The 25,219-nt window shown below is 62.3% G+C and carries 23 protein-coding genes; 8 read left to right on the top strand and 15 right to left on the bottom strand.

Annotated elements, in window-relative coordinates; genetic code table 11:
- Positions 1 to 2 precede the first annotated feature (2 nt).
- The 11 genes from RB548_RS17190 to RB548_RS17140 form a co-directional block, all read right to left on the bottom strand.
- Positions 3 to 920, bottom strand: a complete 918-nt coding sequence (locus RB548_RS17190; RefSeq protein ID WP_331372440.1) for a DMT family transporter — start codon at positions 918 to 920, stop codon at positions 3 to 5.
- A gap of 165 nt (positions 921 to 1,085) precedes the next feature.
- The gene (locus tag RB548_RS17185) at positions 1,086 to 1,691 is read right to left on the bottom strand and encodes a nucleoside deaminase (protein WP_331372439.1); all 606 of its coding nucleotides are present in this window, start codon (positions 1,689 to 1,691) and stop codon (positions 1,086 to 1,088) included.
- A gap of 94 nt (positions 1,692 to 1,785) precedes the next feature.
- Entirely contained in the window at positions 1,786 to 3,258 is a 1,473-nt protein-coding gene (locus RB548_RS17180; protein ID WP_331372438.1) for a nucleobase:cation symporter-2 family protein, read from the bottom strand.
- 337 nt (positions 3,259 to 3,595) lie between these two features.
- Positions 3,596 to 5,320, bottom strand: coding sequence for an ABC transporter substrate-binding protein (locus RB548_RS17175; RefSeq protein WP_331372437.1), 1,725 nt, complete (start codon positions 5,318 to 5,320; stop codon positions 3,596 to 3,598).
- 80 nt (positions 5,321 to 5,400) lie between these two features.
- A complete protein-coding gene (locus RB548_RS17170; protein WP_331372436.1) occupies positions 5,401 to 5,820 on the bottom strand; it encodes a DUF2160 domain-containing protein in 420 nt (139 codons plus the stop codon).
- Positions 5,820 to 6,644, bottom strand: a complete 825-nt coding sequence (locus RB548_RS17165) for a carbohydrate ABC transporter permease (RefSeq protein ID WP_331372435.1) — start codon at positions 6,642 to 6,644, stop codon at positions 5,820 to 5,822. Before RB548_RS17165 ends, RB548_RS17170 begins: the two co-directional genes overlap by 1 nt.
- Positions 6,645 to 6,664: 20 nt before the next feature.
- On the bottom strand, positions 6,665 to 7,531 hold the full coding sequence (locus RB548_RS17160) for a carbohydrate ABC transporter permease (protein ID WP_331372434.1): 867 nt from the start codon (positions 7,529 to 7,531) through the stop codon (positions 6,665 to 6,667).
- A 3-nt stretch (positions 7,532 to 7,534) separates the two neighbouring features.
- Entirely contained in the window at positions 7,535 to 8,605 is a 1,071-nt protein-coding gene (locus RB548_RS17155) for an ABC transporter ATP-binding protein (RefSeq protein WP_331372433.1), read from the bottom strand.
- 20 nt (positions 8,606 to 8,625) lie between these two features.
- Positions 8,626 to 9,696: an ABC transporter ATP-binding protein gene (locus RB548_RS17150; RefSeq protein ID WP_331372432.1), complete on the bottom strand. Its 1,071-nt coding sequence runs from the start codon at positions 9,694 to 9,696 to the stop codon at positions 8,626 to 8,628.
- Between the two features lie 99 nt (positions 9,697 to 9,795).
- A complete protein-coding gene (gene glpD / locus RB548_RS17145) occupies positions 9,796 to 11,313 on the bottom strand; it encodes a glycerol-3-phosphate dehydrogenase (RefSeq protein ID WP_331372431.1) in 1,518 nt (505 codons plus the stop codon).
- Between the two features lie 129 nt (positions 11,314 to 11,442).
- Positions 11,443 to 12,207 (bottom strand): DeoR/GlpR family DNA-binding transcription regulator, encoded by a 765-nt coding sequence (locus tag RB548_RS17140; protein WP_331372430.1) that lies wholly within the window; start codon positions 12,205 to 12,207, stop codon positions 11,443 to 11,445.
- A 278-nt stretch (positions 12,208 to 12,485) separates the two neighbouring features.
- Between RB548_RS17140 and RB548_RS17135 the strand changes: the two genes are divergently transcribed.
- The 7 genes from RB548_RS17135 (at position 12,486) to RB548_RS17105 (ending at position 20,703) form a co-directional block, all read left to right on the top strand.
- Complete coding sequence (locus RB548_RS17135) at positions 12,486 to 13,256, top strand: SDR family NAD(P)-dependent oxidoreductase (RefSeq protein ID WP_331372429.1); 771 nt, start codon at positions 12,486 to 12,488, stop codon at positions 13,254 to 13,256.
- A gap of 170 nt (positions 13,257 to 13,426) precedes the next feature.
- The gene (locus RB548_RS17130; protein ID WP_331372428.1) at positions 13,427 to 14,323 is read left to right on the top strand and encodes a LysR family transcriptional regulator; all 897 of its coding nucleotides are present in this window, start codon (positions 13,427 to 13,429) and stop codon (positions 14,321 to 14,323) included.
- Between the two features lie 175 nt (positions 14,324 to 14,498).
- Positions 14,499 to 14,978, top strand: coding sequence for a formate dehydrogenase subunit gamma (locus tag RB548_RS17125; RefSeq protein ID WP_331372427.1), 480 nt, complete (start codon positions 14,499 to 14,501; stop codon positions 14,976 to 14,978).
- Positions 14,975 to 16,531, top strand: coding sequence for a formate dehydrogenase beta subunit (locus tag RB548_RS17120; RefSeq protein ID WP_331372426.1), 1,557 nt, complete (start codon positions 14,975 to 14,977; stop codon positions 16,529 to 16,531). Before RB548_RS17125 ends, RB548_RS17120 begins: the two co-directional genes overlap by 4 nt.
- Before the next feature lie 223 nt (positions 16,532 to 16,754).
- The gene (fdhF, locus tag RB548_RS17115; RefSeq protein WP_331372425.1) at positions 16,755 to 19,634 is read left to right on the top strand and encodes a formate dehydrogenase subunit alpha; all 2,880 of its coding nucleotides are present in this window, start codon (positions 16,755 to 16,757) and stop codon (positions 19,632 to 19,634) included.
- Between the two features lie 21 nt (positions 19,635 to 19,655).
- On the top strand, positions 19,656 to 20,483 hold the full coding sequence (gene fdhD / locus RB548_RS17110; protein ID WP_331372424.1) for a formate dehydrogenase accessory sulfurtransferase FdhD: 828 nt from the start codon (positions 19,656 to 19,658) through the stop codon (positions 20,481 to 20,483).
- On the top strand, positions 20,473 to 20,703 hold the full coding sequence (locus tag RB548_RS17105) for a formate dehydrogenase subunit delta (RefSeq protein WP_331372423.1): 231 nt from the start codon (positions 20,473 to 20,475) through the stop codon (positions 20,701 to 20,703). The genes fdhD and RB548_RS17105 overlap by 11 nt, the downstream gene beginning before the upstream one ends.
- 276 nt (positions 20,704 to 20,979) lie before the next feature.
- Here the strand turns inward: RB548_RS17105 and RB548_RS17100 are convergent, their stop codons facing one another.
- The 3 genes from RB548_RS17100 to rocF all read right to left on the bottom strand — a co-directional run bounded on the left by RB548_RS17100 (position 20,980) and on the right by rocF (position 23,908).
- The gene (locus tag RB548_RS17100; RefSeq protein WP_283978039.1) at positions 20,980 to 21,459 is read right to left on the bottom strand and encodes a chemotaxis protein CheW; all 480 of its coding nucleotides are present in this window, start codon (positions 21,457 to 21,459) and stop codon (positions 20,980 to 20,982) included.
- A gap of 239 nt (positions 21,460 to 21,698) precedes the next feature.
- Positions 21,699 to 22,904 carry an ornithine--oxo-acid transaminase gene (rocD, locus tag RB548_RS17095; RefSeq protein ID WP_331372422.1) on the bottom strand — a complete coding sequence of 402 codons (1,206 nt, stop codon included), beginning with the start codon at positions 22,902 to 22,904 and terminating at the stop codon, positions 21,699 to 21,701.
- Positions 22,905 to 22,984: 80 nt separating this feature from the next.
- On the bottom strand, positions 22,985 to 23,908 hold the full coding sequence (gene rocF / locus RB548_RS17090; protein ID WP_331372421.1) for an arginase: 924 nt from the start codon (positions 23,906 to 23,908) through the stop codon (positions 22,985 to 22,987).
- 141 nt (positions 23,909 to 24,049) lie between these two features.
- On the opposite strand from rocF, the gene RB548_RS17085 reads away from it, so the two are divergent.
- Positions 24,050 to 24,484, top strand: a complete 435-nt coding sequence (locus RB548_RS17085; RefSeq protein ID WP_331372420.1) for an Lrp/AsnC family transcriptional regulator — start codon at positions 24,050 to 24,052, stop codon at positions 24,482 to 24,484.
- Between the two features lie 148 nt (positions 24,485 to 24,632).
- Here RB548_RS17085 and RB548_RS17080 read toward each other — a convergent pair whose 3' ends face one another.
- Positions 24,633 to 25,217 (bottom strand): plasmid pRiA4b ORF-3 family protein, encoded by a 585-nt coding sequence (locus RB548_RS17080; protein WP_331372419.1) that lies wholly within the window; start codon positions 25,215 to 25,217, stop codon positions 24,633 to 24,635.
- Between the last annotated feature and the right edge of the window lie 2 nt (positions 25,218 to 25,219).

Here is a 25,219-nt window from a genome sequence, read left to right as displayed (position 1 = left end):
GATCACCCTTCGGCTGCGGCCGTCGTCGCGCGTTGCCGCGCCGGTAACGTCATGGCGGCGACGCCGGCGATAACGCAGCAGAGGCCGATCCATCCGGTCGTCGATAGAGTTTCGCCGAGGAACAGGACTCCGATGGCAACGCCGATCGGAACACGGACATAGGCCTGTGCCGTCGTACCAACGGATCCGAGCGTGTGGATCAGACGGAAATAGATGGCGAAGGCGAGTGCCGTCGAGAAGACCGACAGGCAGACGAGCGCGATCAGCGATTCGGGCGAGGGGTTGAGCGTCCAGGGCCGATCGATGACCAGGCTCGCCGGGACGAGCAAGACGGTACCGGCGAGAAGCGACCCGGCGGCGGGTATGATCGGATCCAGGCCCTTGAAACTTTTGCCGAAGATCGCCGCGCCGGCATAGCAAATGGTTGCAAGGACAACGGCAAGCTGCGGAACCAACTGATCGCCGATGCCGCGAAAGGCCTCGAGCCCAATGATCAGGCTGATGCCGGTGAGGCCGGCAATGACGCCCACGAATTTGCGGGCGGTAACAGGCTCGTGCCGGGTGATCAGGGCCGTCAAAAGGAAGGCGAAAATGGGCGTGGTGGAATTGAGGATCACCGCCACACCGGCGTCGATCGTCCGTTCGGCCCAGGCGATCAGCGTGAACGGAAAGACGCTATTGAGGCAAGCCTGGAACAGAAAGCGCCTCAAGGTGGCGGTGTCACGAGGCAACGAAAGGCCGCGCCATCCGATCACTGCCAGAAGAATTGCGCCGGCGAGCAGGGTGCGCGCGGCAATCAGAGTGACCGGTGGAATGGTTTCGACGCCGAGCTTGATGAACGTGTAGGAGGCGCCCCAGAGGGTCGCAAGCGCGAGAAGAAGCAAGAGTTCGAAGGCAATGTTTGTCTTGGCGGCGGTCATCAATCCAGTCCTTGAAGCGAGTCCATGCCGCTCTTCTAACATCGTCGACAGATGGATGCTTCGGTCCCGATCGAAATGTGATGCATCTGCGGGAGATCTCCCGGATACGGGGGGATCTTTTCACTGGATGGCGCGGCCGCTCTGAGGTCTGATTGCGGAAGCCGCTTAATTCAGCGGAATGGCATTGTTCTCCTTGCCAGCCTGGTAGGCGGCGGAGAGTTCGGCGTATTTTCGGCTTATCGCTTCGGCGCGCTGCTGATACCGGGTCCGGTGTGGCTCGGGAACCCCGGCAATCAGCGCAGCGATCGATTGGCCTCTCCAGAAGGCGTTCGTCTTGTTGTAGCCGCCGGGTTCCAGGGTGAAGACCTCCTTGAGGATCTTCAGATCGTGCGGGATCGAAAAGGCGTCTCTCGAATCCTCGTGGCTGAAGAAATAGAAGAAATTGTCGAAACCTGACCAGGTGATCGCCGAGAGGCACATGGAGCAGGGCTCGTGCGTCGACAGGAAGATGAGGTCGCGCGAGTCGGGGCGGTCGGATCCAGCCATTTCGTAGAACCGCTTCAAGGTGTGGACTTCGCCGTGCCAGAGCGGATTCTCGGTTTCGTTGTTGGTCTCGACGAGGACGATCGACAGATCCGACTTCTTGAGGAGGGCGGCGCCGAAAACCTTGTTGCCGGCCGCTACTCCGGCCTCTGTTGCGGGGACGATGCCTCGCTCCATCGTGGTCAGCAGGGCGTCGAGCAAGGGGAGCGTCTCGTGTTCCTGTGTCATGCGGTTCTTTCTTGGTAATTGAACGCTTGGCAACGCGGCCGATGGTGGTTCAGCAACCATCGGCCGCCGGGTTGAAAATGCCCGGGACTCAGACCTAGTGCGCTTCCGAAGCGATCAAGGGCACCTCGATGCCCTTCGCGTCGTAGAGCTTGCCGTTGAGGAAGTAGTCGCCATCGTGCAGCCCCGCGATATCCTGATACCGGAGCGTCCGCTCCGTTCCGGCAACGAACACCGATTGCTGGTCGGAGTTTCCCGCCGTCATGTGGTTGAAGACCAGATTAAGGCTGATCGCCATCAGTGCGGCGGAGCTGATGCCGGAGTGGAAGATCGTCGCGACCCAGGCCGGAAAATGCTCGTAAAAGCCGGGAGAAGCGATCGGGATCATGCCGAAGCCGATGGACGTGGCAACGATGACGAGATTCATATTGTTGTTGTAGTCGACCTTCGAGAGCGTCCGGATGCCGCTCGCCGCGACCGTGCCGAAGAGCACGATGCCGGCGCCGCCAAGCACGGCACTTGGAACCGCCGCGACAATGCGGCCCATGACGGGCAGCAGGCCGAGCGCCACAAGAAACATGCCGCCCGTCGCCACCACGTAGCGGCTCTTCACGCCGGTGACAGCCACCAGCCCGACATTCTGGGCAAAGGCGCTCTGGGTGAAGGAGCCGAAGACCGGGGCGATGAGGCTGGACAGCATGTCCGCCCTGAGCCCATCGCCGAGGCGGCGTGAATCCACTTTCGTTTCGATGATTTCGCCGACGGCAAGGATGTCCGCCGAAGTCTCGACCAGGGTGACCATGATGACGATGAACATCGAGACGACCGCCGCGATCTCGAAGGTCGGATAGCCGAAATGGAACACGGTCGGAAGGGCGAAGAGTGGTCCCTCGGCCACCTTCGTAAAATCGGTCATGCCGGCGAAATAGGCGATGACGGTGCCGATGATCAGTGCGATCAGGATCGACAGCCTTGAGATCGATGCGCTGCCGAGCTTGCTGAGCAGGAGCACGATCACAAGAGTCGCCGCCGCGAGCTGGATGTTGGCCGGGCTGCCGAAGTCCGGCGCAGCACTGTTGCCTCCCATGGCCCAGCGTGCGGCGACGGGCATCAGGGTCAAGCCGATGGTGGTGATCACGATGCCCGTGACGAGCGGCGGGAAGAAGCGGGTGATCCGCGAGAAGACGGGCGTGATCAGAAGGCCGATCAGCGACGCGGCCATGACGGCTCCGAGCACGGACTCGATGCCGCCATTGCCGGAAATGGCAATCATGGTCGCAACACCAGAGAAAGAAACGCCCTGGACCAGTGGTAACCGGCTTCCGAAAAACGGCAGGCCGATGGTCTGCAGGATGGTGGCGAGGCCCCCGGCGAAAAGGGAGGCTGTGATCAGCAGGCCGACATCGCTGGAACTCAGGCCCGCCGCCTGGCCCAGGATCAGCGGTACCGCGACGATGCCGCCATACATCGTTAGAACATGTTGCAGGCCATAGGCCAGATTGGCGCCGATGCCGAGATTCTCGTCCTCCGGCCGCGTATGTCGTACAGTTGCGTCTGCATCGTTTGCCAAGGTAATCTCCTCCAATACCTTTGCATGTATTCCCGCCCCGTCATGAGGTAGGTGGCAAACTATGGCAGCGACGGCGAGGCATTACTTTATTGAAATAGTGGAAACAGTTTTCGATTGATCGGCGGTAATACGGTCGATCGGCAACGCATCGGCCCCGTATGTTATCCGTTCGCTTCTGGATACTTGCCGTTGCAAGACGCGCACGGCCCGACTTGAAACGGGGATAGCATGCTCGTTTCCCATCAAACGAAAGCCGGAGCTGTTTCCAGCCCCGGCGCCGCATCTCCAGACGTCGTGGTGCCGCCCGACTATTCGGACGGCACCTGCCTTGGGAGGCTTAGTTCGTCTGCCAGCTCTTGACCAGTTCGTCGTAGTTGACGGTGATCGGCTTTTCCTTCTCGTTCTCGACCTTCAGTTGCGGGGCGAGGCTGCCTGCCTTGACGGCTTCCGCGTTCCAGAATTCGAGGTCGTGCTCTTCGGCGAGCTTCGGGCCGATGTCGCCCTGGATGCCGGCGCGCTCGAGGCGCTGCAGCACCTTCTCCTGCTCGGCGCAAAGCGAGTCCATGGCCTCCTGGGCGGTCTTGGCGCCGGAGGAAGCATCGCCGATCGCCTGCCACCAGAGCTGAGCCAGCTTCGGATAGTCAGGTACGTTCGTGCCGGTCGGCGACCACTGCAGGCGGGCTGGCGAACGGTAGAACTCGATCAGGCCGCCAAGCTTCGGTGCGCGGTCGGTGAAGCTCGGATGATCGAGCGTCGACTGGCGGATGAAGGTGAGGCCGACATGGCTCTTCTTCACGTCCACGGTCTTGGAGGTCACGAACTGCGCGTAGAGCCACGCGGCCTTGGCGCGGTCGTCCGGAGTGGACTTCAGGATCGTCCAGGAACCGGCGTCCTGATAGCCGAGCTTCATGCCGTCCTTCCAGTAGACGCCATGCGGGCTCGGGGCAAAACGCCACTTCGGCGTGCCGTCCGCGTTCACGACCGGCAGGCCCTCCTTCACGAAGTCCGCGGTGAACGCCGTATAGGTGAACATCTGCTGGGCGATCTCACCCTGCGACGGTACCGGACCGGATTCCGAGAAGGTCATGCCCTGGGCAGCAGCCGGAGCATAGGCCTTCAGCCAGTCGAGATACTTCTGGATGGCATAGACCGACGCAGGGCCGTTGGTGTCACCGCCGCGCGCAACGCAGGATCCGACGGGACGCGAATTCTCGTCGACCCTGATGCCCCACTCGTCGACCGGCTTGCCGTTCGGGATACCCTTGTCGCCGTTGCCGGCCATCGACAGCCAGGCGTCGGTGAACCGCCAACCGAGAGACGGGTCCTTCTTGCCGTAATCCATGTGGCCGTAGACCTTCTTGCCGTCGATCTCGCGACCATTGAAGAACTCGGCGATGTCCTCATAGGCCGACCAGTTGACCGGAACGCCGAGGTCGTAGCCGTATTTTGCCTTAAACTCTTCCTGGATCTTCGGATCGTTGAACCAGTCGTAGCGGAACCAGTAGAGGTTCGCGAACTGCTGGTCGGGCAACTGGTACAGCTTGCCGTCCGGAGCGGTGGTGAAGGACTTGCCGATGAAGTCGTCGATGTCGAGGTTGGGGTTGGTGACGTCCTTGCCCTCGTTCGCCATGAAATCCGTCAGGCTGCGGGCCTGCTGGTAGCGCCAATGCGTACCGATCAGATCCGAGTCGTTGATGTAAGCGTCATAGACGTTTTCGCCCGACTGCATCTGCGTCTGCAGCTTTTCGACGACGTCGCCTTCGCCGATCAGATCGTGGGTGATCTTGATGCCGGTAATGTCGGAGAAGGCCTTGGCGAGGGTCTTCGATTCATATTCATGGGTCGTGATCGTTTCTGAGACGACCTTGATTTCCATGCCGGCAAAGGGCTTCGCCGCATCGACGAACCATTGCATTTCCGCTTCCTGGGCGGCGCGGTCGAGCGCCGAGAGGTCGCCGATTTCATTGTCCAGGAACGCCTTTGCCTCATCCATGCCGGCATAGGCCGAGCCGGTGAGAGCCAGCAACATTGCTGCGGTCGTCGTTAGAAGATGCCGTCGCATAATTTCCTCCCTTGGGTTTTGCGATTGCAGTTCATTGCAGTTTCGAGGGGCGCGCCGTCGATGCGCCCCTCGTTCCATTCTCAGACGTAGCGGAAGACACCGATGGCATAGACCACGGAGAGCGCAACCGCCCACCAGAGGTTTGTGCCGACGAGCCCCAGCCAGCCGAGATGAATGTAGGCGGATCCGAGCAGCGAGACGAAGAGCCGGTCGCCGCGGGTCGTTTCGAAGCGCAGGATGCCGACGCGCGGATTGCCTCCGGGCCGGGCATATTCCCAGACGGCCATCAGAGACAGCAGCGCGAAGATCGTCAGAAAGAACATGGCGGTCGGGAAGGACCAGGCCATCCAGCCGCCGGGGATCAGCGGGGCGAACCAGTCGCGCTTGCCGTCCTCGACCGGCAGGGCGGAAACGAGCAGGCCCGCAGCGACGACATAAATGACGAGCACGGCGACAAGTGCGACGGGCCAGCGGTTCTTGCGAGTGGCGATGGTTTCCATCAGACCCTCCCCAGGGCGAAGCCCTTGGCGATGTAGTTGCGAACGAAATAGATGACGAGGGCGCCGGGGATGATCGTCAGCACGCCGGCGGCGGCAAGCACGCCCCAGTCGAGACCGGACGCCGAGACGGTGCGGGTCATGGTGGCCGCGATCGGCTTGGCATCGGTGGTCGTGAGCGTACGGGCGATCAGGAGTTCGACCCAGGAGAACATGAAGCAGAAGAAGGCGGCAACGCCGATGCCGGATGCGATCAGCGGCACGAAGATTTTTACGAAGAAGCGCGGGAAGGAGTAGCCGTCGATATAGGCCGTCTCGTCGATCTCCTTCGGCACGCCCGACATGAAACCTTCGAGAATCCAGACCGCCAGCGGCACGTTGAAGAGGCAGTGCGCGATCGCGACCGCGATGTGCGTGTCGATCAGGCCGAAGGCGGAATAGAGCTGGAAGAAGGGCAGCGCGAAAACGGCCGGCGGCGCCATCCGGTTCGTCAGCAGCCAGAAGAACAGATGCTTGTCCCCGAGGAAGCGGTAGCGCGAGAAGGCGTAGGCCGCCGGCAACGCCACGGAGACCGAGATCACCGTGTTCATCACCACGTAGGTGATCGAGTTGATGTAGCCGTTGTACCATGAGGGGTCGGTGAAGATCACCCGGTAGTTCCGGAGGGTCGGGTTCTGCGGCCAGAGCGAGAACGTGCTGAGGATCTCGCCCGTCTCCTTGAAGCTCATATTGACCAGCCAATAGATCGGCAGGAGCAGGAAGACGATATAGACCGTCGGCACCAGCCAGGAGAGGCGCTGCGAGAGCGGTTGTGTATTGGTTTTCATAATGTCTCCTCCCTCCTTTCTCAGCCTTGCGCATCGCTGGTGGTCATCACCGTGTAGAAGATCCACGAGAGCAGCAGGATGATGAGGAAGTAGATGATCGAGAGGGCTGCGGCCGGGCCGAGGTCGAATTGGCCGATGGCCATCTTGACGAGATCGATCGACAGGAAGGTCGTTGAATTGCCCGGACCACCGCCGGTGACGACGAAAGGTTCCGTGTAGATCATGAAACTGTCCATGAAGCGCAGCAGGAATGCGATCAAGAGCACGCGCTTCATCTTCGGAAGCTGGATGTAGCGGAAGACGGACCAGCGCGAGGCGCCGTCGATCTTGGCCGCCTGGTAGTAGGCGTCCGAGATCGACACGAGGCCGGCATAGCAGAGGAGCACGACGAGGCTGGTCCAGTGCCAGACGTCCATGACAATCAGCGTCACCCAGGCGTCGAGCGGGTTCTGCACATAATTGTAGTTGATGCCGAGCGATGCGAGCGTACGTCCGAGCAGTCCGATATCGACACGACCGAAGACCTGCCAGATGGTGCCGACGACGTTCCACGGAATGAGCAGCGGCAGCGCCATCAGCACCAGGCAGATCGGGACGCCGATGCCCTTCTTCGGCATATTGAGTGCGATCACGATGCCGAGCGGAATCTGGATCGTCAGGATGATCGCCGAGAAGATCAGGTTGCGGATGAGCGCATCCCAGAAACGGTCGGACTCGAGCACATCCAGGAACCAGTCGGTGCCGGCCCAGAAGAACTCGTTGTTGCCGAAAGTGTCCTGCACCGAATAGTTGACGACCGTCATAAGCGGGATCACGGCGGAGAAGGCGACGAGCACCAGCACCGGCAGGACCATGAACCAGGCCTTGTTGTTCCAGGTTTTTTCCATGGGTCAGGCCTCCTCTCCGACGCGCCAGGAATCGGCGTAGATGTTGATTGCCTTCGGATCGAAGGTGACGCGCGGCTCGGCGGGAATTTCGCCGTCCTCGTCGACGACGATCGAGATCGGCCGGTCGGCGAAGCGGGCGCGGACGATCTTGCGGCGTCCGATGTCCTCGACCTTGGTGATCGCGACCGGCATGCCTTCGCGCCCAAGCATGATGAACTCCGGGCGGATGCCAAGTTCGGTTTTGGCGCCGGGCGTAACCTTCGGCTGGAAATTTAGGGCGATGCGCTCGTTGCCTACCGCCGCCCTGCTGCCTTCGATCGTCGCCGGCAGGACGTTCATGCCCGGCGAGCCGATGAAATAGCCGACGAAGGTATGGCGGGGCCGCTCGAAGAGTTCGGCCGGCGTGCCGATCTGGACGATCTGGCCGTCATACATGACGACGACCTTGTCGGCGAAGGTCAGCGCCTCGGTCTGGTCGTGCGTGACATAGACCATGGTGAAGCCGAACTGCTTGTGCAGCCGCTTGATCTGGGAGCGCAGCACCCATTTCATCTCGGGGTCGATGACCGTCAGCGGTTCGTCGAAGAGGATGGCGCTGACGTCCGAGCGCACCAGGCCGCGGCCGAGCGAGATCTTCTGCTTCTGGTCGGCAGTCAATCTCCGGGCCGTCTTGTTCGCCCAGCCGCCGAGCCCCGTCATCTCGATGATCTCCTTGACGCGCCGGTCGACCTCCGCCTCCGGCACGTGCCGGTTGCGCAGCGGGAAGGCGAGATTGTCGTAGACCGTCATCGTGTCGTAGATCACCGGGAACTGGAACACCTGGGCGATGTTGCGTTCCTGGGTGGACAGATGCGTGACATCGTGGCCATCGAAGAGGATGCGGCCTTCCGACGGATTGATGAGGCCGGAAATGATGTTGAGAAGCGTGGTCTTGCCGCATCCGGAAGGACCGAGCAGCGCATAGGCGCCGCCGTCGTTCCACTCGTGATGCACTTCTCTCAGGGCGTAGTCCGCTTCCGACTTTGGCTTGGCGCCGTAGGCGTGGCGGATATGTTCAAGGTTGATTTGTGCCATTTTCTCCTCCCAGCGCCGCCTCAGGCCGTGCCGCCGATCGCGCGACCGTCCGGCCCGAAGACCATCAGGTGGCGTATATCGACAAACACCTGAAGAACCGCGTCCGGTTCGATGTCGTGAACGCCGGGCGCGAGCATGACCCAGCGCGCGCCGGCGAAGCCGACGTGAATGAAGCTCTCCGAGCCTGCGATTTCAGAGATCGCCGTCTTAACGGTAAGCGCATTGCCGCCGCCGTTTGGCGGATCGAAAGAAAGGTGGTGCGGCTGGAAGGCGACCGTGCAGGGGCCGTCGGGAACGGTCGAAAGGTGGGCCGGGACGCTAAGCACTGGCTTTCCATCGAGCGTAAAATCCATTCCCGTTTTCACGAGCTCGATCGTATTCAACGGCGGATCGGCGAAAGTGCGCGCGGTGATGATGTCGATCGGGCGGCGATAGACATCGATGGTGCGGCCGAACTGGGTGATGCGCCCCTCGCTCAGGGTCGCGGTATTGCCGCCGAGCAGCAAGGCCTCGGACGGTTCCGTCGTCGCATAAACAAAGATTGCGCCGGAGGCGGAGAAGATCTTCGGCAATTCCTCGCGCAGTTCCTCGCGCAGCTTGTAGTCGAGATTGGCGAGGGGTTCGTCGAGCAGCACCAGATCGGCGTTCTTGACGATCGCACGCGCAAGCGCGGTGCGCTGCTGCTGGCCGCCGGAAAGGTTCAAGGGCGTGCGGTCGAGATAGGGGGTGAGCTTCAGGAGTTCGGCGGCCTTGCGCACTTCCCGGTCGACGGTTGCGCTATCGGCGCCCTTGATGCGCATCGGCGAGGCGATGTTGTCGTAGACCGTCATCGCCGGATAGTTGATGAACTGCTGGTAGACCATGGCGACCGAGCGCTTTTGCACCGGCAGGCCGGTGACGTCGGCGCCATCGAAGCGAAGCGAACCGGAGGCAGGCTTGTCGAGACCGGCCATCAACCGCATCAACGACGTTTTGCCGGAGAGCGTGGGGCCGAGCAGCACATTGAGCGACCCCCTCTCCAGCACAAGGTTGGTCGGGTGGATATGCGTCTCCCCGCCCACGACCTTGGATATATTCTTCATTTCAAGCATTGCATTCTCCGGTGTTCCACCCAGCCATCGGCAGTCTCAATTACAGGGTATCAGAGCGGGAAGAGGAAAAGGCTCTTCTGCTTCCCCCCGCGTCATCACCTAGGCGGCAGCGTTGGCCGCGCCCTGTATATATTCCTCCAGCTCCGCGGCTTCCGCCGGCGAGAGCTTCAGTCCCAGTTTCGTCCGGCGCCACAATACGTCCTCCGCGCGCCGCGCCCATTCCTGATCGATCAGCCAGCTGACTTCGGTTTCGTAGAGGTCTGCTCCGAAACGTTTTCCGAGATCGGCCTCGCTTGCCGCCTTGCCGAGAATCCGGGCCGCCCGCGTGCCGTAGAGCCGCACGAGGCGGCGCGCGTGTGAATTGGCAAGAAAAGGGTAGCGGGCCTTGAGGCTGGCGACCTCGGCGTCGTAGCCGGCGGCGGGAAAATCGCCACCCGGCAGGCTCGACCCGGCCGTCCATTTCCGGCCCTTGACCCCAATCGCCTCGCCGATCTTTTCCAGCGCGGATTCGCTCAGCCGCCGGTAGGTCGTGAGCTTGCCACCGAAGACGTTGAGCAACGGCGCCTGGCCGTTCTCGCCCTCGAGGCGCAACACGTAATCGCGGGTCGCCTCCTGCGCCTTGCTGGCGCCGTCGTCGAACAGCGGGCGCACCGCCGAATAGGTCCAGACGATGTCGTCCCGCGTTACCGGGTCAGTGAAGTATTCGCTCGCCGCCTTGCAAAGATAGTCGATCTCGGCGTCATTGATGTGCGCTTCCGCCGGGTTGCCGTCGAAATCGTGATCCGTCGTTCCGATCAGCGTGAACTCGTTCTCGTAGGGAATGGCGAAGATGATCCGTCCGTCCGGGTTCTGGAAGAAATAGGCGCGGGGATCGTCAAACTTCTTCTTCACGACGATATGGCTGCCCTGGACGAGGCGGACATTGTGCACGTCGTTCTTGCCGATCGCGTCGGCGAGCACGCGATCCACCCAGGGACCCGTGGCGTTGACGAGCATGCGGGCACGCAGGGTTGCGCGCGCGCCCGTCACCGTATTTTCCGTTTCGATTGCCCAGTGGCCATCGTTGCGGCGTGCGGAGACGACTCGGGTGCGCGGCATGACCCGTGCGCCGCGGTCGGCGGCGTCGCGAGCGTTCAGCACCACCAGGCGAGCGTCGTTAACCCACCCGTCGGAATATTCGAATGCCTTGGTGAAAAGGCGCTTCAGCGGCAGTCCCGACGGGTCGCGGGTCATGTCCAGCGTGCGGGTCGGGGGCAACTGCTTGCGGCCGCCGATATGATCATAGAGAAACAGGCCGAGGCGGATGAGCCAGGCGGGACGCATGCCGCCCTTGTGGAAGGGCAGCACGAAGCGCATCGGCCAGATGACGTGCGGCGCCATCGCCCACAAAACCTCGCGCTCCATCAGCGCCTCGCGAACGAGGCGAAACTCGTAATATTCGAGATAGCGCAGACCGCCGTGGATAAGTTTGGTGGAGCCGGAGGAGGTGCCCGAGGCGAAGTCTTTCATTTCGGCGAGCGCGACGGAATAACCCCGACCGACCGCATCGCGTGCAATGCCGCATCCGTTGATGCCGCCGCCTATGACGAAGACGTCGAAGATCGTCTGCTCTGACACTGTACTTCCCCTCCGCATTTCGCAATGCACAAATTGATGCGGCTGCGAAAGTGAAATCAGTTAAAACGAAAACATATCGAATGTCAAACGAATGTTTCCCCATTCTGCGCGCCCGACGCGCGCCCTGAATTAGCCATCGGTCTCGATCAGTCGAACGTCCTGTTCGGCGCATATTTTCCGAACGTTTTCAATGATGCAGTGGTCAGTGATGAAAGTCTGGACCTGGGAGATGTGACCGATCCTGACCGGTGCCGTACGTTCGAATTTCGTGGAGTCCGAAACGAGAATGACGTGCCGGGCATTTGCGATGATCGCCTGGGCGACTTTCACTTCCCGGTAATCGAAATCGAGAAGCGCGCCGTCGTGGTCGATTGCCGAGGCTCCGATGACGGCGAAATCCACCTTGAACTGCTTGATGAAGTCGACGGCGGCCTCGCCGACGATGCCGCCGTCGGAACCGCGCACGACACCGCCCGCGATCACCACCTCGATCGAGGGGAAAACGCGCAACCTGTTGGCAACATTGATGTTGTTGGTGATGACCATCAATTCCTTGTGGTCGAGCAGTGCTTCTCCCACCGCTTCGGTTGTGGTGCCGATATTGATGAAGAGCGAGGCGTTGTCGGGGATAAGCGCGGCAGCGGCACGGCCGATCGCCTGCTTTTCCGCAGCAGCGATCTGGCGGCGCGCGTCGTATTTGACGTTTTCCTTGCCGCTCGGGAAGATGGCGCCACCGTGAATGCGGTTCAGCACCCTTGCATCGCAGAGATCGTTGAGATCCTTGCGGATCGTTTGTGGCGTCACCGAAAAGCGCTGGGCAAGCTCCTCAACGAGGACGCGCCCCTCCGTTTTTGCCAGCTCCAGGATTTCCGCTTGCCGCCCGCTGAGATACATTTTGCCTCCCGTGGTTTCGTTTTCTTTCATAATATGCAAAAACGAAAGCCTTGCAATTTCAGAAGTCAGTGTTTTTGCATGATGCTGGTTTCGCGGCAGTCGCGGACGCGCCCATGTTGCAATCCGGCGGAGGATGGGCGAGCCTGTTGGTCTGTCAGGGCAGGAGAAGAGACGTCGGGCGCTTTTTTCTCCCGCATTCTGCTCCAACTTTATGACTGTTGATCGCGGGTGTGATCCGGACTGCTCCTGTTGGGGATCGTGGGTCAGAGGGGGAAGGCATGTTTCATCCAGCCTTGTTCAAGGGCATGAATGTGGTGGTGACCGGCGGCGGCCGTGGCATCGGGCTGGAGGTTGCGCGGCAATTTCTCGATTGCGGCGCGCATGTCCTCGTCCACATGGGCAGGACAGTCGCCCGCGACCGTCATGATTTTCTCGAATTGGCGGCAACCGAGGGCAGGGCATTCCTTTGTGCCGCCGATTTTCTTGCCGCTGGCGGCGTCGAAAGTCTGGCGGATGCCGTCCGTGAGCGGTTCGACAGCGTCGATGTCCTCATCAATAATGCAGGCACGATGGTCGGGCGCTTTCCTGCCGCCGACCTCACCGACGAAGACTACCGCACCGTCGTGCAGCTCAATCAGACGTCGGTCGTCGAGATGACGCGGGCGATGTTGCCGCTGCTGCGCAAGGGCAGCCATCCTGCGATCGTCAACACCGTGTCGATCTCCGCTTCAACCGGCGGCAGCGCCGGCTCGTCGATCTACTCCGCCACCAAGGCCTTCGTCGCGACCTATTCGAAGGCGCTGGCGCGTGAGCTGGCGCCGGAGGGCATCCGCGTCAACTGCGTCTCGCCGGGAACGATCGCCACGGATTTCCACGAGCGCTATTCATCGCCGGAAAAGCTGGAGGCGACGCGCAAGACGATCCCGCTCGGCCGGCTCGGCACCGCCGAGGATTGCGCGCCGGCCTATCTCTTCCTCGCGTCCAACGCCCTTTCGGGCTATATCACCGGCCAGGTGCTGGAGGTGAACGGCGGCCAGCTCATCGCTTGAGCAGAATGGGCGCTGTCTTGCTGCCCCTCATCCGCCTGCCGGCACCTTCTCCCCGCAGGCGGGGCGAAGGGAAGACGCCGCAACGTCTCAGTCCCCTCTCCCCGCGTGCGGGAGAGGGCTAGGGTGAGGGGCGACCCACAGTGTAGAACGCCGCGATCCAGAAGGCAGGCATGATCGATAAGCTGGAGTTCTTCCTTGCACTTGCCCGCGAACGGCATTTCGGCCGGGCGGCGGAGGAGTGCGGCGTAACGCAGCCGACGCTGTCGGCGGCGATCCGGCAACTCGAGGACCAACTCGGCGTCATGCTCGTCAACCGCGGATCGCGTTATCAGGGTCTGACGCCCGAGGGCCAGCGGGTGCTCGAATGGGCGCGGCGGATCGTCAGCGACACCCGGACCATGCGCGAGGAAATGCGCGCGGCACGCAAGGGTCTGTCAGGGCATATCCGGCTGGCCGCGATCCCGACGACGCTTGCCATGGTGCCGATGATCACCGCGCCCTTCCAGGAAAAGCATCCGGACGTCACTTTCTCGGTGCTTTCGACCACATCGTTGCAGATTCTGGGGCTTCTGGAAAACCTCGAGATCGATGCCGGTTTGACCTATCTGGAGAACGAGCCGCTCGGCCGGGTGACGAGCGTGCCGCTGCAGATCGAGCAATATCATCTGGTTACCGCCTCCGGCACGCCGCTATCGGATCGCAAAAGCGTGACCTGGAAGGAAGTCAGCAACATTCGGCTTTGTCTATTGACCGCCGACATGCAGAACCGCCGTATCATCAATCAGCATTTTGCCGAAGCCGGCGCGATCGCCAGCCCGACGCTCGAATCGAATTCGATGATCGTGCTCTTCTCCCATGTGCGCACCGGCCGCTGGGCGAGCATCATGCCCTTTAACGTTGCGAAATCATTCGGTTTTCACGAGGATATCCGGATGATCCCGATCGTCGATCCGGATGTCCGCCACACGGTCGGCCTGGTCGCCACCTACCGCGAACCGTTCACGCCGCTGGTCTCCGCGCTGCTGCATGAGGCGCGCATCCTCGCCGAACGCAACAAAGCTCAATAGCTTTTTTCTATCAACCAACGGAACAGCATTATTGACCCTTCGGGCCATAAGCGCGAAGCTTCAATCCATAGGCAAAGACCGAGGAGGCTTTGATCTTTGCCAAGTGGTTGATAATTCGGCGCGATGACGGTCGGGGAAACACCGGGCGGCGCCGCGAGCCGGGAGGGCTCTTCGCGTGAATATTCCTGTGCCGCGCGCAGACGTGGGCGAGCGTACACTGGCGATTGTCGGTGAACTCAAGGGGCTCGAGGGTCCGCTTCTTCCGATCCTGCACGAAATCCAGGACGAGTTCGGCTACGTGCCTGAGGAGTGCCTGCCGGTGATTGCGCGGGAGCTCAACCTTTCGCGCGCCGAGGTCTATGGCGTCGTCACCTTCTATCATGATTTCCGCGAGCATCCGGCCGGTCGCCACGTGCTGAAGCTCTGTCGCGCCGAAGCCTGCCAGTCCATGGGCGGAGACCAGCTGGCCGAACGCGCGAAGGCGCTGCTCGGCATCGATTTCCATGGGACCACGCCGGACGGAGCGGTGACGCTCGAGCCGGTCTACTGTCTCGGGCTCTGTTCCTGCTCGCCGTCGGCGATGCTCGACGGCGAGGTGCATGGCCGGGTCGACGAAGCAGAGCTTGAGGCGCTGGTCGCGGAGGCGCGCCGATGACCGTGAAGATATACATTCCGCGCGATGCCGCGGCACTGGCGGTCGGCGCCGAAAAGGTGGCGACGGCGATGACCGAAGAGATCGCCGCTCGCGGGCTCGACGCCACGATCGTCCGCAACGGCTCACGCGGCATGCACTGGCTGGAGCCGCTGGTCGAAGTCGAAACGGCCGGGGGCCGCATCGCCTATGGGCCGGTGAAGGCGCGCGATGTTGCCTCGCTGCTCGATGCCGGACTGCCCTCTGGCGGGGCGCATCCGCTCTGTCTTGGCAAGACGGAGGAGATTCCGTTCCTCAGGAACCAGACGCGGCTGACCTTCGCCCGCTGCGGCGTCATCGATCCGCTGTCGCTCGACGACTACCGCGCCCACGGTGGTCTGCGCGGTCTCGAAACGGCCGTCGCCATGCAGTCTGCGGCGATCGTTGCAGAGGTCACTGAAAGCGGCCTTCGCGGTCGCGGCGGCGCCGGCTTCCCGACCGGCATCAAGTGGAAGACGGTTCTCGATGCGGCGGGCACGCGCAAATACATCGTCTGCAATGCCGATGAGGGGGACAGCGGCACCTTCGCCGACCGGATGATCATGGAAGGTGATCCCTTCGTGCTGATCGAGGGCATGGCGATCGCCGGCATCGCGACCGGCGCGACCAGGGGCTATGTCTACACGCGCTCCGAATACCCGCATTCGATCGCGGCGATGACGCAAGCGATCGAGGTAGCCCGCGCAGCCGGCGTGCTCGGACCTTCGGTGCTCGGCTCCGGTCACGCATTCGACATGGAAGTCAGGACCGGTGCGGGCGCCTATGTTTGCGGCGAGGAGACCTCGCTTCTGAACAGCCTCGAAGGCAAGCGCGGTATCGTTCGCGCCAAGCCGCCGCTTCCGGCACACAAGGGCCTGTTCGACTGTCCGACCGTCATCAACAACGTCATCTCGCTGGCCTCCGTACCGGTGATCCTCGACAAGGGCGCCGCCTTCTACCGAGACTTCGGCATGGGCCGGTCGCGCGGCACGATCCCGATTCAGATCGCCGGCAACGTCAAGCATGGCGGCCTCTATGAAACCGCCTTCGGCGTGACGCTTGGCGAGCTTGTCGACGAGATCGCCGGCGGCACGGCAAGCGGCCGGCCTGTAAAGGCGGTGCAGGTCGGCGGCCCGCTCGGCGCCTATTTCCCGCGTGTGCTGTTCGACACCCCGTTCGACTACGAGGCCTTCGCGGCCAAGGATGGCCTGATCGGCCATGCCGGCATCGTGGTCTTCGACGACACGGCCGACATGCTGAAACAGGCGCGCTTCGCCATGGAGTTCTGCGCGGTCGAAAGCTGCGGCAAGTGCACGCCCTGCCGTATCGGCTCGATCCGCGGGGTCGAGGTCGCGGACAAGATCGCAGCCGGCATCGAGCCGCAGAGGAACCGCGAACTGCTCGCCGATCTCTGCAACACGATGAAGTTCGGCTCGCTCTGTGCGCTCGGCGGCTTCACGCCCTATCCGGTGATGAGCGCGATGACGCATTTCCCGGAGGATTTTTCGCCGGCCCCGGCGGTAGAGGCTGCGGAATGATGGCTGCAATCGCATATGGGAGCTTGCCCCTCACCCTAACCCTCTCCCTGCAGGCGGGGAGAGGCGACACCCCCTGTGCGTCGGTAGCGGCTCAACAAGACGGTGCGGCATATCCCTTCTCCCCGCCTGCGGGGAGAAGGTGGCGGCAGCCGGATGAGGGGCGGACGACGGCATCGGCGGCGGTGGCGTACATGCCGCTGAACACAATTTCCCAGGAGGCCTAATGTCTCTCATTCATGAAATCGACTATGGCACTCCTGCTTCGAAATCCGAAAAGCAGGTGACGCTCACCATCGATGGTCGCGAGATCACCGTGCCGGAGGGCACCTCGATCATGCGCGCAGCCATGGAGGCCGGCATCGAGGTGCCGAAGCTCTGTGCATCCGACATGATGGACGCCTTCGGTTCCTGCCGCCTCTGTCTCGTGGAAGTCGAGGGACGCGCCGGAATGCCGGCCTCGTGCACGACCCCGGTCGCGCAGGGGATCGTGGTTTCCACCCAGACAGCGCGCCTCAAGGACGTGCGCCGCGGCGTGATGGAACTCTACATCTCCGACCATCCGCTCGACTGCCTGACTTGTGCCGCCAATGGCGATTGCGAACTGCAGGACATGGCCGGAGCCGTGGGTCTGCGCGATGTTCGCTACGGCTATGACGGCGCGAACCACGTCAAGGCGCGCAACAATGGCGAGATCAATCGGCAATGGGCGCCGAAGGACGAATCCAATCCCTATTTCACTTTTGATTCGGCGAAATGCATCGTCTGCTCGCGCTGTGTTCGCGCCTGCGAAGAAGTGCAGGGCACCTTTGCGCTGACGATCAGCGGCCGCGGCTTCGACTCCCGCGTCTCCGCCGGCATGAACGAGGATTTTGTTTCATCAGAATGCGTCTCGTGCGGCGCCTGCGTGCAGGCCTGCCCGACGGCGACGCTGACCGAAAAATCGGTGATCGAGATCGGCCAGCCGGAACATTCGGTCGTCACCACCTGTGCCTATTGCGGCGTCGGCTGCTCCTTCAAGGCGGAAATGCGCGGCGAGGAACTGGTGCGGATGGTGCCGTGGAAGGACGGCCAGGCGAACCGCGGCCATTCCTGCGTCAAGGGGCGTTTCGCCTACGGCTATTCGAGCCACAAGGATCGCATCCTCAACCCGATGATCCGCGAGAAGGTCACCGATCCCTGGCGCGAGGCCACCTGGGAAGAGGCCTTTGCGCACGTCGCCTCCGAGTTCCGCCGCATCCAGTATCAGTACGGCCGCGATTCCGTCGGCGGCATCACCTCATCGCGCTGCACCAACGAGGAGACCTATCTCGTGCAGAAGCTGGTGCGCGCCGGTTTCGGCAACAACAATGTCGATACCTGCGCCCGCGTCTGCCATTCGCCGACCGGCTACGGTCTTAACCAGACCTTCGGCACCTCCGCCGGCACGCAGGATTTCGACAGCGTCGAGCATACGGATGTCGCGATCATCATTGGCGCCAACCCGACCGACGGACATCCGGTCTTCGCTTCGCGGCTGAAGAAGCGTCTGCGCGAGGGCGCCAAGCTGATCGTCATCGATCCTCGCCGGATCGATCTCGTCCGCTCTGCCCATATCGAAGCCTCTTACCATCTGCCGCTGAAGCCCGGCACCAACGTCGCCATCCTGACGTCGCTCGCCCATGTCATCGTTACTGAAGGCCTCGCCAATGAAGCCTTCATCCGTGAGCGCTGCGACTGGTCGGAATATGAGGATTGGGCGGCCTTCGTTGCCGAACCCTATCACAGCCCGGAAGCGACCGAGGCTTATACGGGCGTACCGGCAGGGCTCGTCCGCGGCGCGGCGCGGCTTTACGCCACCGGCGGCAACGGCGCGATCTATTACGGCCTCGGCGTCACCGAGCACAGCCAGGGCTCGACGACCGTCATGGCGATCGCCAACCTCGCCATGGTGACCGGCAACATCGGCCGGCCCGGGGTGGGCGTCAATCCGCTGCGCGGTCAGAACAACGTGCAGGGCTCCTGTGATATGGGGTCGTTCCCGCACGAATTGCCCGGCTACCGGCACATCTCCGATGACGCGACGCGCGACATCTTCGAGAAGCTCTGGGGCGTTACGCTCAACAACGAGCCGGGCTTACGTATCCCCAACATGCTCGATGCCGCCGTCGAGGGCACCTTCAAGGCGCTCTACATTCAGGGCGAGGATATCCTGCAGTCGGATCCGGACACCAAGCACGTCGCCGCCGGTCTTGCCGCGATGGAATGCGTCGTGGTGCAGGATCTCTTCCTCAACGAGACGGCAAACTACGCCCACGTCTTCCTGCCGGGCTCGACGTTCCTCGAAAAGGACGGCACGTTCACCAATGCCGAACGCCGCATCAATCGCGTTCGCAAGGTGATGCGGCCGAAGAACGGCTATGCCGATTGGGAGGTGACGCAGAAGCTCGCCCAGGCCATGGGGCTTCACTGGAACTACCGCCACCCGTCCGAGATCATGGACGAGATCGCGGCGACGACGCCGACCTTCGCGATGGTCTCCTACGACTATCTCGACAAGATGGGTTCGGTGCAGTGGCCGTGCAACGAGAAGGCGCCGCTTGGTTCGCCGATCATGCATGTCGACGGTTTCGTCCGCGGCAAGGGCAAGTTCATCCGCACGGAATATGTAGCGACCGACGAGAAGACGGGCCCACGCTTCCCGCTGCTTCTGACCACCGGCCGCATCCTCAGCCACTACAATGTCGGCGCCCAGACGCGTCGCACGGAAAATGTCGTCTGGCATCCGGAGGACCGGCTGGAGATCCATCCGCATGACGCTGAACAACGCGGCATTCGCGACGGCGACTGGATCAGGCTTGCCAGCCGTTCGGGTGACACGACGCTCAGATCGCTGATCACCGATCGCGTCGCGCCTGGCGTGGTTTACACCACCTTCCATCACCCGACGACGCAGGCAAACGTCATCACCACCGACTTCTCCGACTGGGCGACCAACTGCCCGGAATACAAGGTGACCGCGGTGCAGGTCTCGCCCTCCAACGGTCCGTCCGACTGGCAGCGCGACTATGACGAGCAGGCCCGGCAGTCGCGCCGCATCAGCGGCAAGCTGGAGGCGGCGGAGTAGGGGAGTGCGGGAGCGCGTCGCATGACCGATTTCAAGACGAGCGTAAAGGTCGCTGAAGCTGCGCGCCGCGCCGGGACTCTTGTCGCCGGGTCACGCGTGGTGCCCGAGGAGACGCCGATCGCATTGACCTATGGCGGTTCCACGCACGCAGTGATGATGGCGACGCCCGCCGACTTCGAGGATTTTGCCGTCGGCTTCAGCCTGACCGAAGGGATCATCACCGAGCCGGACCAGATCGAGGCCGTCGACGTCGTGGCCGAGGACAAGGGCATCGACCTGCAGATTACGCTCCGGGACGAAGAGAACGACATGCTGCGGCAGCGGCGCCGGCACATGGCCGGTCCGGTCGGTTGCGGCCTTTGCGGCATCGAATCGATCGAGCAGGCTGTCCGCCTTACCCCGGATGTCTCTGGGGCGACGCTCAGGCTTTCGCAGGCGGACGTCGTCAAGTCCGTCGCCCTGCTCAACGGCCAGCAGCCGCTGCATTTTGAAACGCGTGCGGTGCATGGCGCGGCGTTCTATGTGCCGGGAAAGGGCCTGATTGCGGTACGCGAGGACGTCGGACGCCACAACGCGCTCGACAAGCTCGTGGGTGCGGCGGCGCGCGCCGGCTTCAAGGGCGGTGAGGGTGCCGTCGTCGTCACCTCGCGCGTATCGGTCGAGATGGTTCAGAAGACCGCGATCATCGGGAGCCCGGTGATCATTGCCATTTCGGCCCCGACGGCGCTCGCCATTCGCACGGCAGAAGAGGCGGGCATGACGCTGATTGCGCTCGTGCGCGGCGACGAATTCGAAATCTTCACCCATGCCGCGCGCATACATCCCGGAGCTGTTGCCGATGTCGCCTGATACCAATGCCAAGCTCATCTACATGGCCAACCAGATCGCCACGTTCTTCAAGAGCCAGCCGGCAGCGGAAGCGGCTGAGGGCGTTGCGACCCATATCAACAAATATTGGGAGCCGCGCATGCGCCGCAAGCTTTTCGAGCATATCGATCATGGCGGCGAAGGACTGAACCCGCTGGTGATCGAGGCGGCTTCGAAAATCAAGCGGCCGGAAGCCGCGTAGTCCGTTATCGTCAGCGGGCCGAAGAAGACCCCTCCCCAACCCCTCCCCACAGGTGGGAGGGGCTTTCCCCGCCGTCCGGCCACCGCCATCATCAAACTCCGAGCGCAGAGAACCGTCGAGAGATGAATAGAGCGAGTGCGGCATCGGAAGTCCCTCCCCTTGTGGGGAGGGGTTGGGGAGGGTTGTCTCGACTCAATTGGACCCAACCTGTCGCCCCGAACGGAAAGGCCGCCTCAGCGCGAGCGAGACGGCCTCTATCCAAGAATAGGCGAAACCTCAGGCGGCGAGTTCTTCGACGTCGCGTTCTTTGAACATGCGGGAAAGATTGAGGAAGCAGATCATGCCCGATTCGTTGGCGATGATGCCTTCGGCAAAGCTCTTGTCGAAGGAAGCCGTCACTTCCGGCACAGGCTGAACCTGGCTGCCCTGGACTGTGAGAATGTCGGAGACGCGGTCGACGACGAGGCCGATGACCATGTTGTGCACTTCGGCGACGACGATCGCGCTGCGCTCGTTGGCGACGGTCGATTTCATTCCGAGCTTGTGGGCAAGGTCGATGATCGGGATCACGGTGCCGCGCAGGTTCATCACGCCGATGACTTCCGGAGGCGAATGCGGGATGGGCGTCGACGGTGCCCAGCCGCGGATTTCACGGATCGTCGTGGTCTTGACGCAAAATTCCTGATCGTGAAGACGGAACGCTATGATTTCCAGCGTCTCGCCGTCAAATCCGGCCGTTCTCAATGTGCCTGTCATCGAAGGTCCCTCCAGCTTGCCGGTCGACGCCTCCTGCGGTGCTGCTGCCAAGCAGTCTCCAGCCAGTCAGGGGCTGTCGTTACAATCCGCCGAGGACATCCGGCGGGGCGCAGGCTGCATCATGCGCGGAGGAACCCGCTTTGCGCTTTGGGGAGCTATTCTAAGCCGGGATTCGTTAAGACTTGCTTTTGCGAAGCGGCCGATCCGCCCCGATGTCGAGACGGATCGGAAGTATCGTTTCATGCGGAGGCGAGTACGGCCGCGAAATGTTCGACCGCCCAATCGACCTGGTCTTCGGTGATGACGAGCGGCGGGGCGATGCGGATCGTGTCGCCATGGGTGTCCTTGGCAAGAATGCCGCGCGCCTTCAGTGCCTCGCAATATTTGCGGGCGCCGCCGGCTTCCGGAACCAGCTCGACGGCGAGCATGAGGCCGCGGCCACGAACATCCCTGATGATATTGGAGCGAATATCGCGCAGGCCGTTCTGGAAGCGCTCGCCCATCCGGGCGGAATTTTCGATCATGTCCTCTTCGGTGAGCGCCTTCAGCGCTGCCCGGGCAATCGCGCAGGCAAGCGGATTGCCGCCGAAGGTCGAGCCGTGCTGGCCGGGCTTCAGGACACCGAGCACCTCCGAATTCGAAAGCACGGCTGAGACCGGATAGAAGCCGCCGGACAGCGCCTTGCCGATCAGCGTCACATCCGCCTCGATGCCTTCATGCTCTTCCGCAAGCAGCTTGCCCGTGCGGCCGAGACCGGTCTGGATTTCATCGAGAATGAGCGTGATGCCATGTTTCGTGCAGAGCTCGCGCACACCTGTGAAATATCCCGCTGGCGGCACGATCACGCCGGCTTCACCCTGAATCGGCTCGACGAGGAAGGCGACGGTGTTTTCACTGATCGCTTCGCGGAACGCGTCGATGTCGCCGAAGGGAATGATCTTGAAACCCGGCGCGAACGGCCCGAAGCCGCTGCGGGCGTCCGGATCGGTCGAAAAGCCGACGATGCCCATGGTGCGGCCGTGGAAATTGTTGGAGCAGACGATGATCTCCGCCTTGTCGTCGGCGACGCCCTTGACCTCGTATCCCCACTTGCGCACCGCCTTGATGGCGGTCTCGACCGCTTCGGCGCCGGAGTTCATCGGCAGCACCTTGTGCGAGCCGGTAAGCGCTGCGATCTCCTCGTAGAAATGCGCGAGCTGGTCGTTGCGGAAGGCGCGCGAGGTCAGCGTCAGCTTCTGCGCCTGCTCGATCATCGCCTTGAAGATCTTCGGATGACAATGGCCCTGGTTGACGGCGGAGTATGCCGACAGGCAGTCGAGATAGCGATTGCCGTCGATATCCCAAACGTAGACCCCTTCGCCGCGCGAAAGCACGACGTCGAGCGGCTTGTAGTTATGCGCGCCCAGCCGGTATTCGGTTTCGATCAGGGCCTCAGTTGTCGTCATAAATAATTCCTCCGGGTTGTATCGTGGCGCCGCGCGCCTCGTGGGTCATGCGCGAGATCGCCGAGATGCCTCAGTTACCTTCATGCGCCGCGGGTCGGCCGGTCAAGAATGCGACGGCCGAAGAGGCTTGCCGTGAGCTCGACCAGGATACGGGCGCTCTTGCCGCGGTCATCGAGGAAGGGGTTGAGTTCGACGACGTCGAGCGAGGAGACGAGATCGCTGTCGCAGAGCATCTCCATGATCAGGTGGGCTTCGCGGAATGTCGCGCCGCCTGGAACGGTGGTCCCGACACCGGGCGCAATTTCCGGGTCCATGAAATCGACGTCGAGGCTCACATGCAAGAGGCCGTTGGCGGCGCGGACCTCATCGAGGATCTGACGCATGATCTGGGCCATGCCCAGTTCGTCGACGGCGCGCATGTCGTAGACATTGACGCCGTGCTCGGTGATCTCCTCGCGCTCGCGCGCGTCGACCGAGCGAATGCCGATCTGATAGACCTTCTTCGGGTCGACCAGCGGCCGATCGCTGGCGAGGATCGGGGCGAATTCCGCCTCGCCGCAGAAGAAGGCGACGGGCATGCCATGCATGTTGCCGGAGGGCGAAGTGTCGGGCGAATTGAAGTCGGCATGGGCATCGAGCCAGAGGACGAAAAGCGGCCGGCCGACCTCGTCGGCGTGGCGGGCCATGCCGGAGACGCTGCCCATGGAAAGCGCATGGTCGCCACCGAGGATGATCGGGAAATATCCCTTGCGCGCGACGTCGTGCACGGTGTCGTGCAACGCGCGGGCGAAGGCTGCGACCATCTGCAGGTTGTTGGCCCGCGCATGATTGGCGAGATCGCGTGCCGGCAGCGGCCGGACATCGCCTTCGTCGTGAACCGTATGGCCGAGTTCGGCCAGAACCGTGTCGATGCCGGCGATCCTCAGCGCCGTCGGGCCCATGGCCGCGCCGCGCCGTCCGGAACCTTCTTCGATGGGTGCGCCGATCAAGGTAATGGTCTTCATTTCCGCCCTTTTCCTTCCTCTGATTCCCGCAAGAATGGCGCGGATTATCGTCAAAAGGCATGACAGCAAAAAGATGGAAAACTGTCGATTGGAAGGCTATAATCGCCATATTGATAAGACGAATTTGCCAAATTGAGAAACATGGACGATCTCGACCAAGCCCTCATCAGCGCGCTCCGACAGAATGCGCGCACACCGGTCTCGACGCTTTCGGCGATGACGGGCGTGTCGCGTGCGACCGTTGCTGCGCGCATCGATCGGCTGGTGGCAAATGGAACGATTGCGGCCTTCACGATCCGGACCGGCTCGGAAATTCCGGCGTCCGGTGTGCGCGCTGTCGTCATGATCGAAGTTCACGGCAAGATGGCCGACCGCGTTGCGGATCAATTGCGCGGCTTGCCGCAGGTCAGGGCACTCCACAGCACCAACGGACGATGGGATTTCATCGCTGAACTGGAGGATCGCGACCTCGTCAGCTTCGATGAAACGCTCCGGCGCATCCGGCTCATCGACGGCATCACCGTGACCGAGACCAATATCCTCCTGAAGACCAGCAAGATGAGCGGAGCGTCCTGACGCCATTGCATCGCCCATTTTTTGCCGTCGCAAAGCAGTTTGTTCTTGCTTTGTTCCCTATTCCCTGTAAGATATCCCACCTCAGCGAAAAAGAGAGGCATGAGGAAAGTGCGTAAGCATCCGGCAAAGACCGCAGGCTGAAGGACTTTCAGATTTTTCGGCGTGATTTGCGGGCCCACTTTGCCGCCAGATCATCGACGGCTTTGTTGAGCTCGGCGAAGTTGCCCTGGTCCGGATCGTATTCGTTGCTGCCCCACCATTCGACGAGCTCGGCGTGCCGCTCGTGGGTCGGATCGGCGAGAGCCTCGCGGAACTCCTGATAGCCCCATGGCCCGCCGATGTCCTCGGGAGGGCAACGTCCGGCTGCTTCGAGAAGCATTGGCTCCGCAGGGCCGATGACGGGGAACGTGCGCTCGATCTTGATGCTGTGCGTCCAGCCGTCGCCGAAGTCGTAAAGGTACTTGAACGATTTCGCGCCGATGTCTTCGACTGCCGCCAGCAGCGAGATCTTGCGCGCATCGAGCGGGCCATCTCCCCAGTCCTGATCAGGCAGACCAAAGCCGACGTCGCGGATGCGGAATTCGTAAAGGTGGCTGTTGCTCCAGCCCATCGCCGCCTGCAGCACCTCATGAAGGCGATGGAGCTTGATGCGGAACGGCACCACAACGCGCCGCATCACCGTCGGTTCGACGTGGTCGAGGGTGATCTTCAGGCGGACCAGAGAAGCCGGCATCT

Source organism: Sinorhizobium chiapasense, assembly GCF_036488675.1.
GTDB lineage: Bacteria > Pseudomonadota > Alphaproteobacteria > Rhizobiales > Rhizobiaceae > Sinorhizobium > Sinorhizobium chiapasense.
The sequence above is the reverse complement of the archived record's forward strand: the minus strand, read 5'-3'. Positions and strand labels throughout refer to the sequence as shown.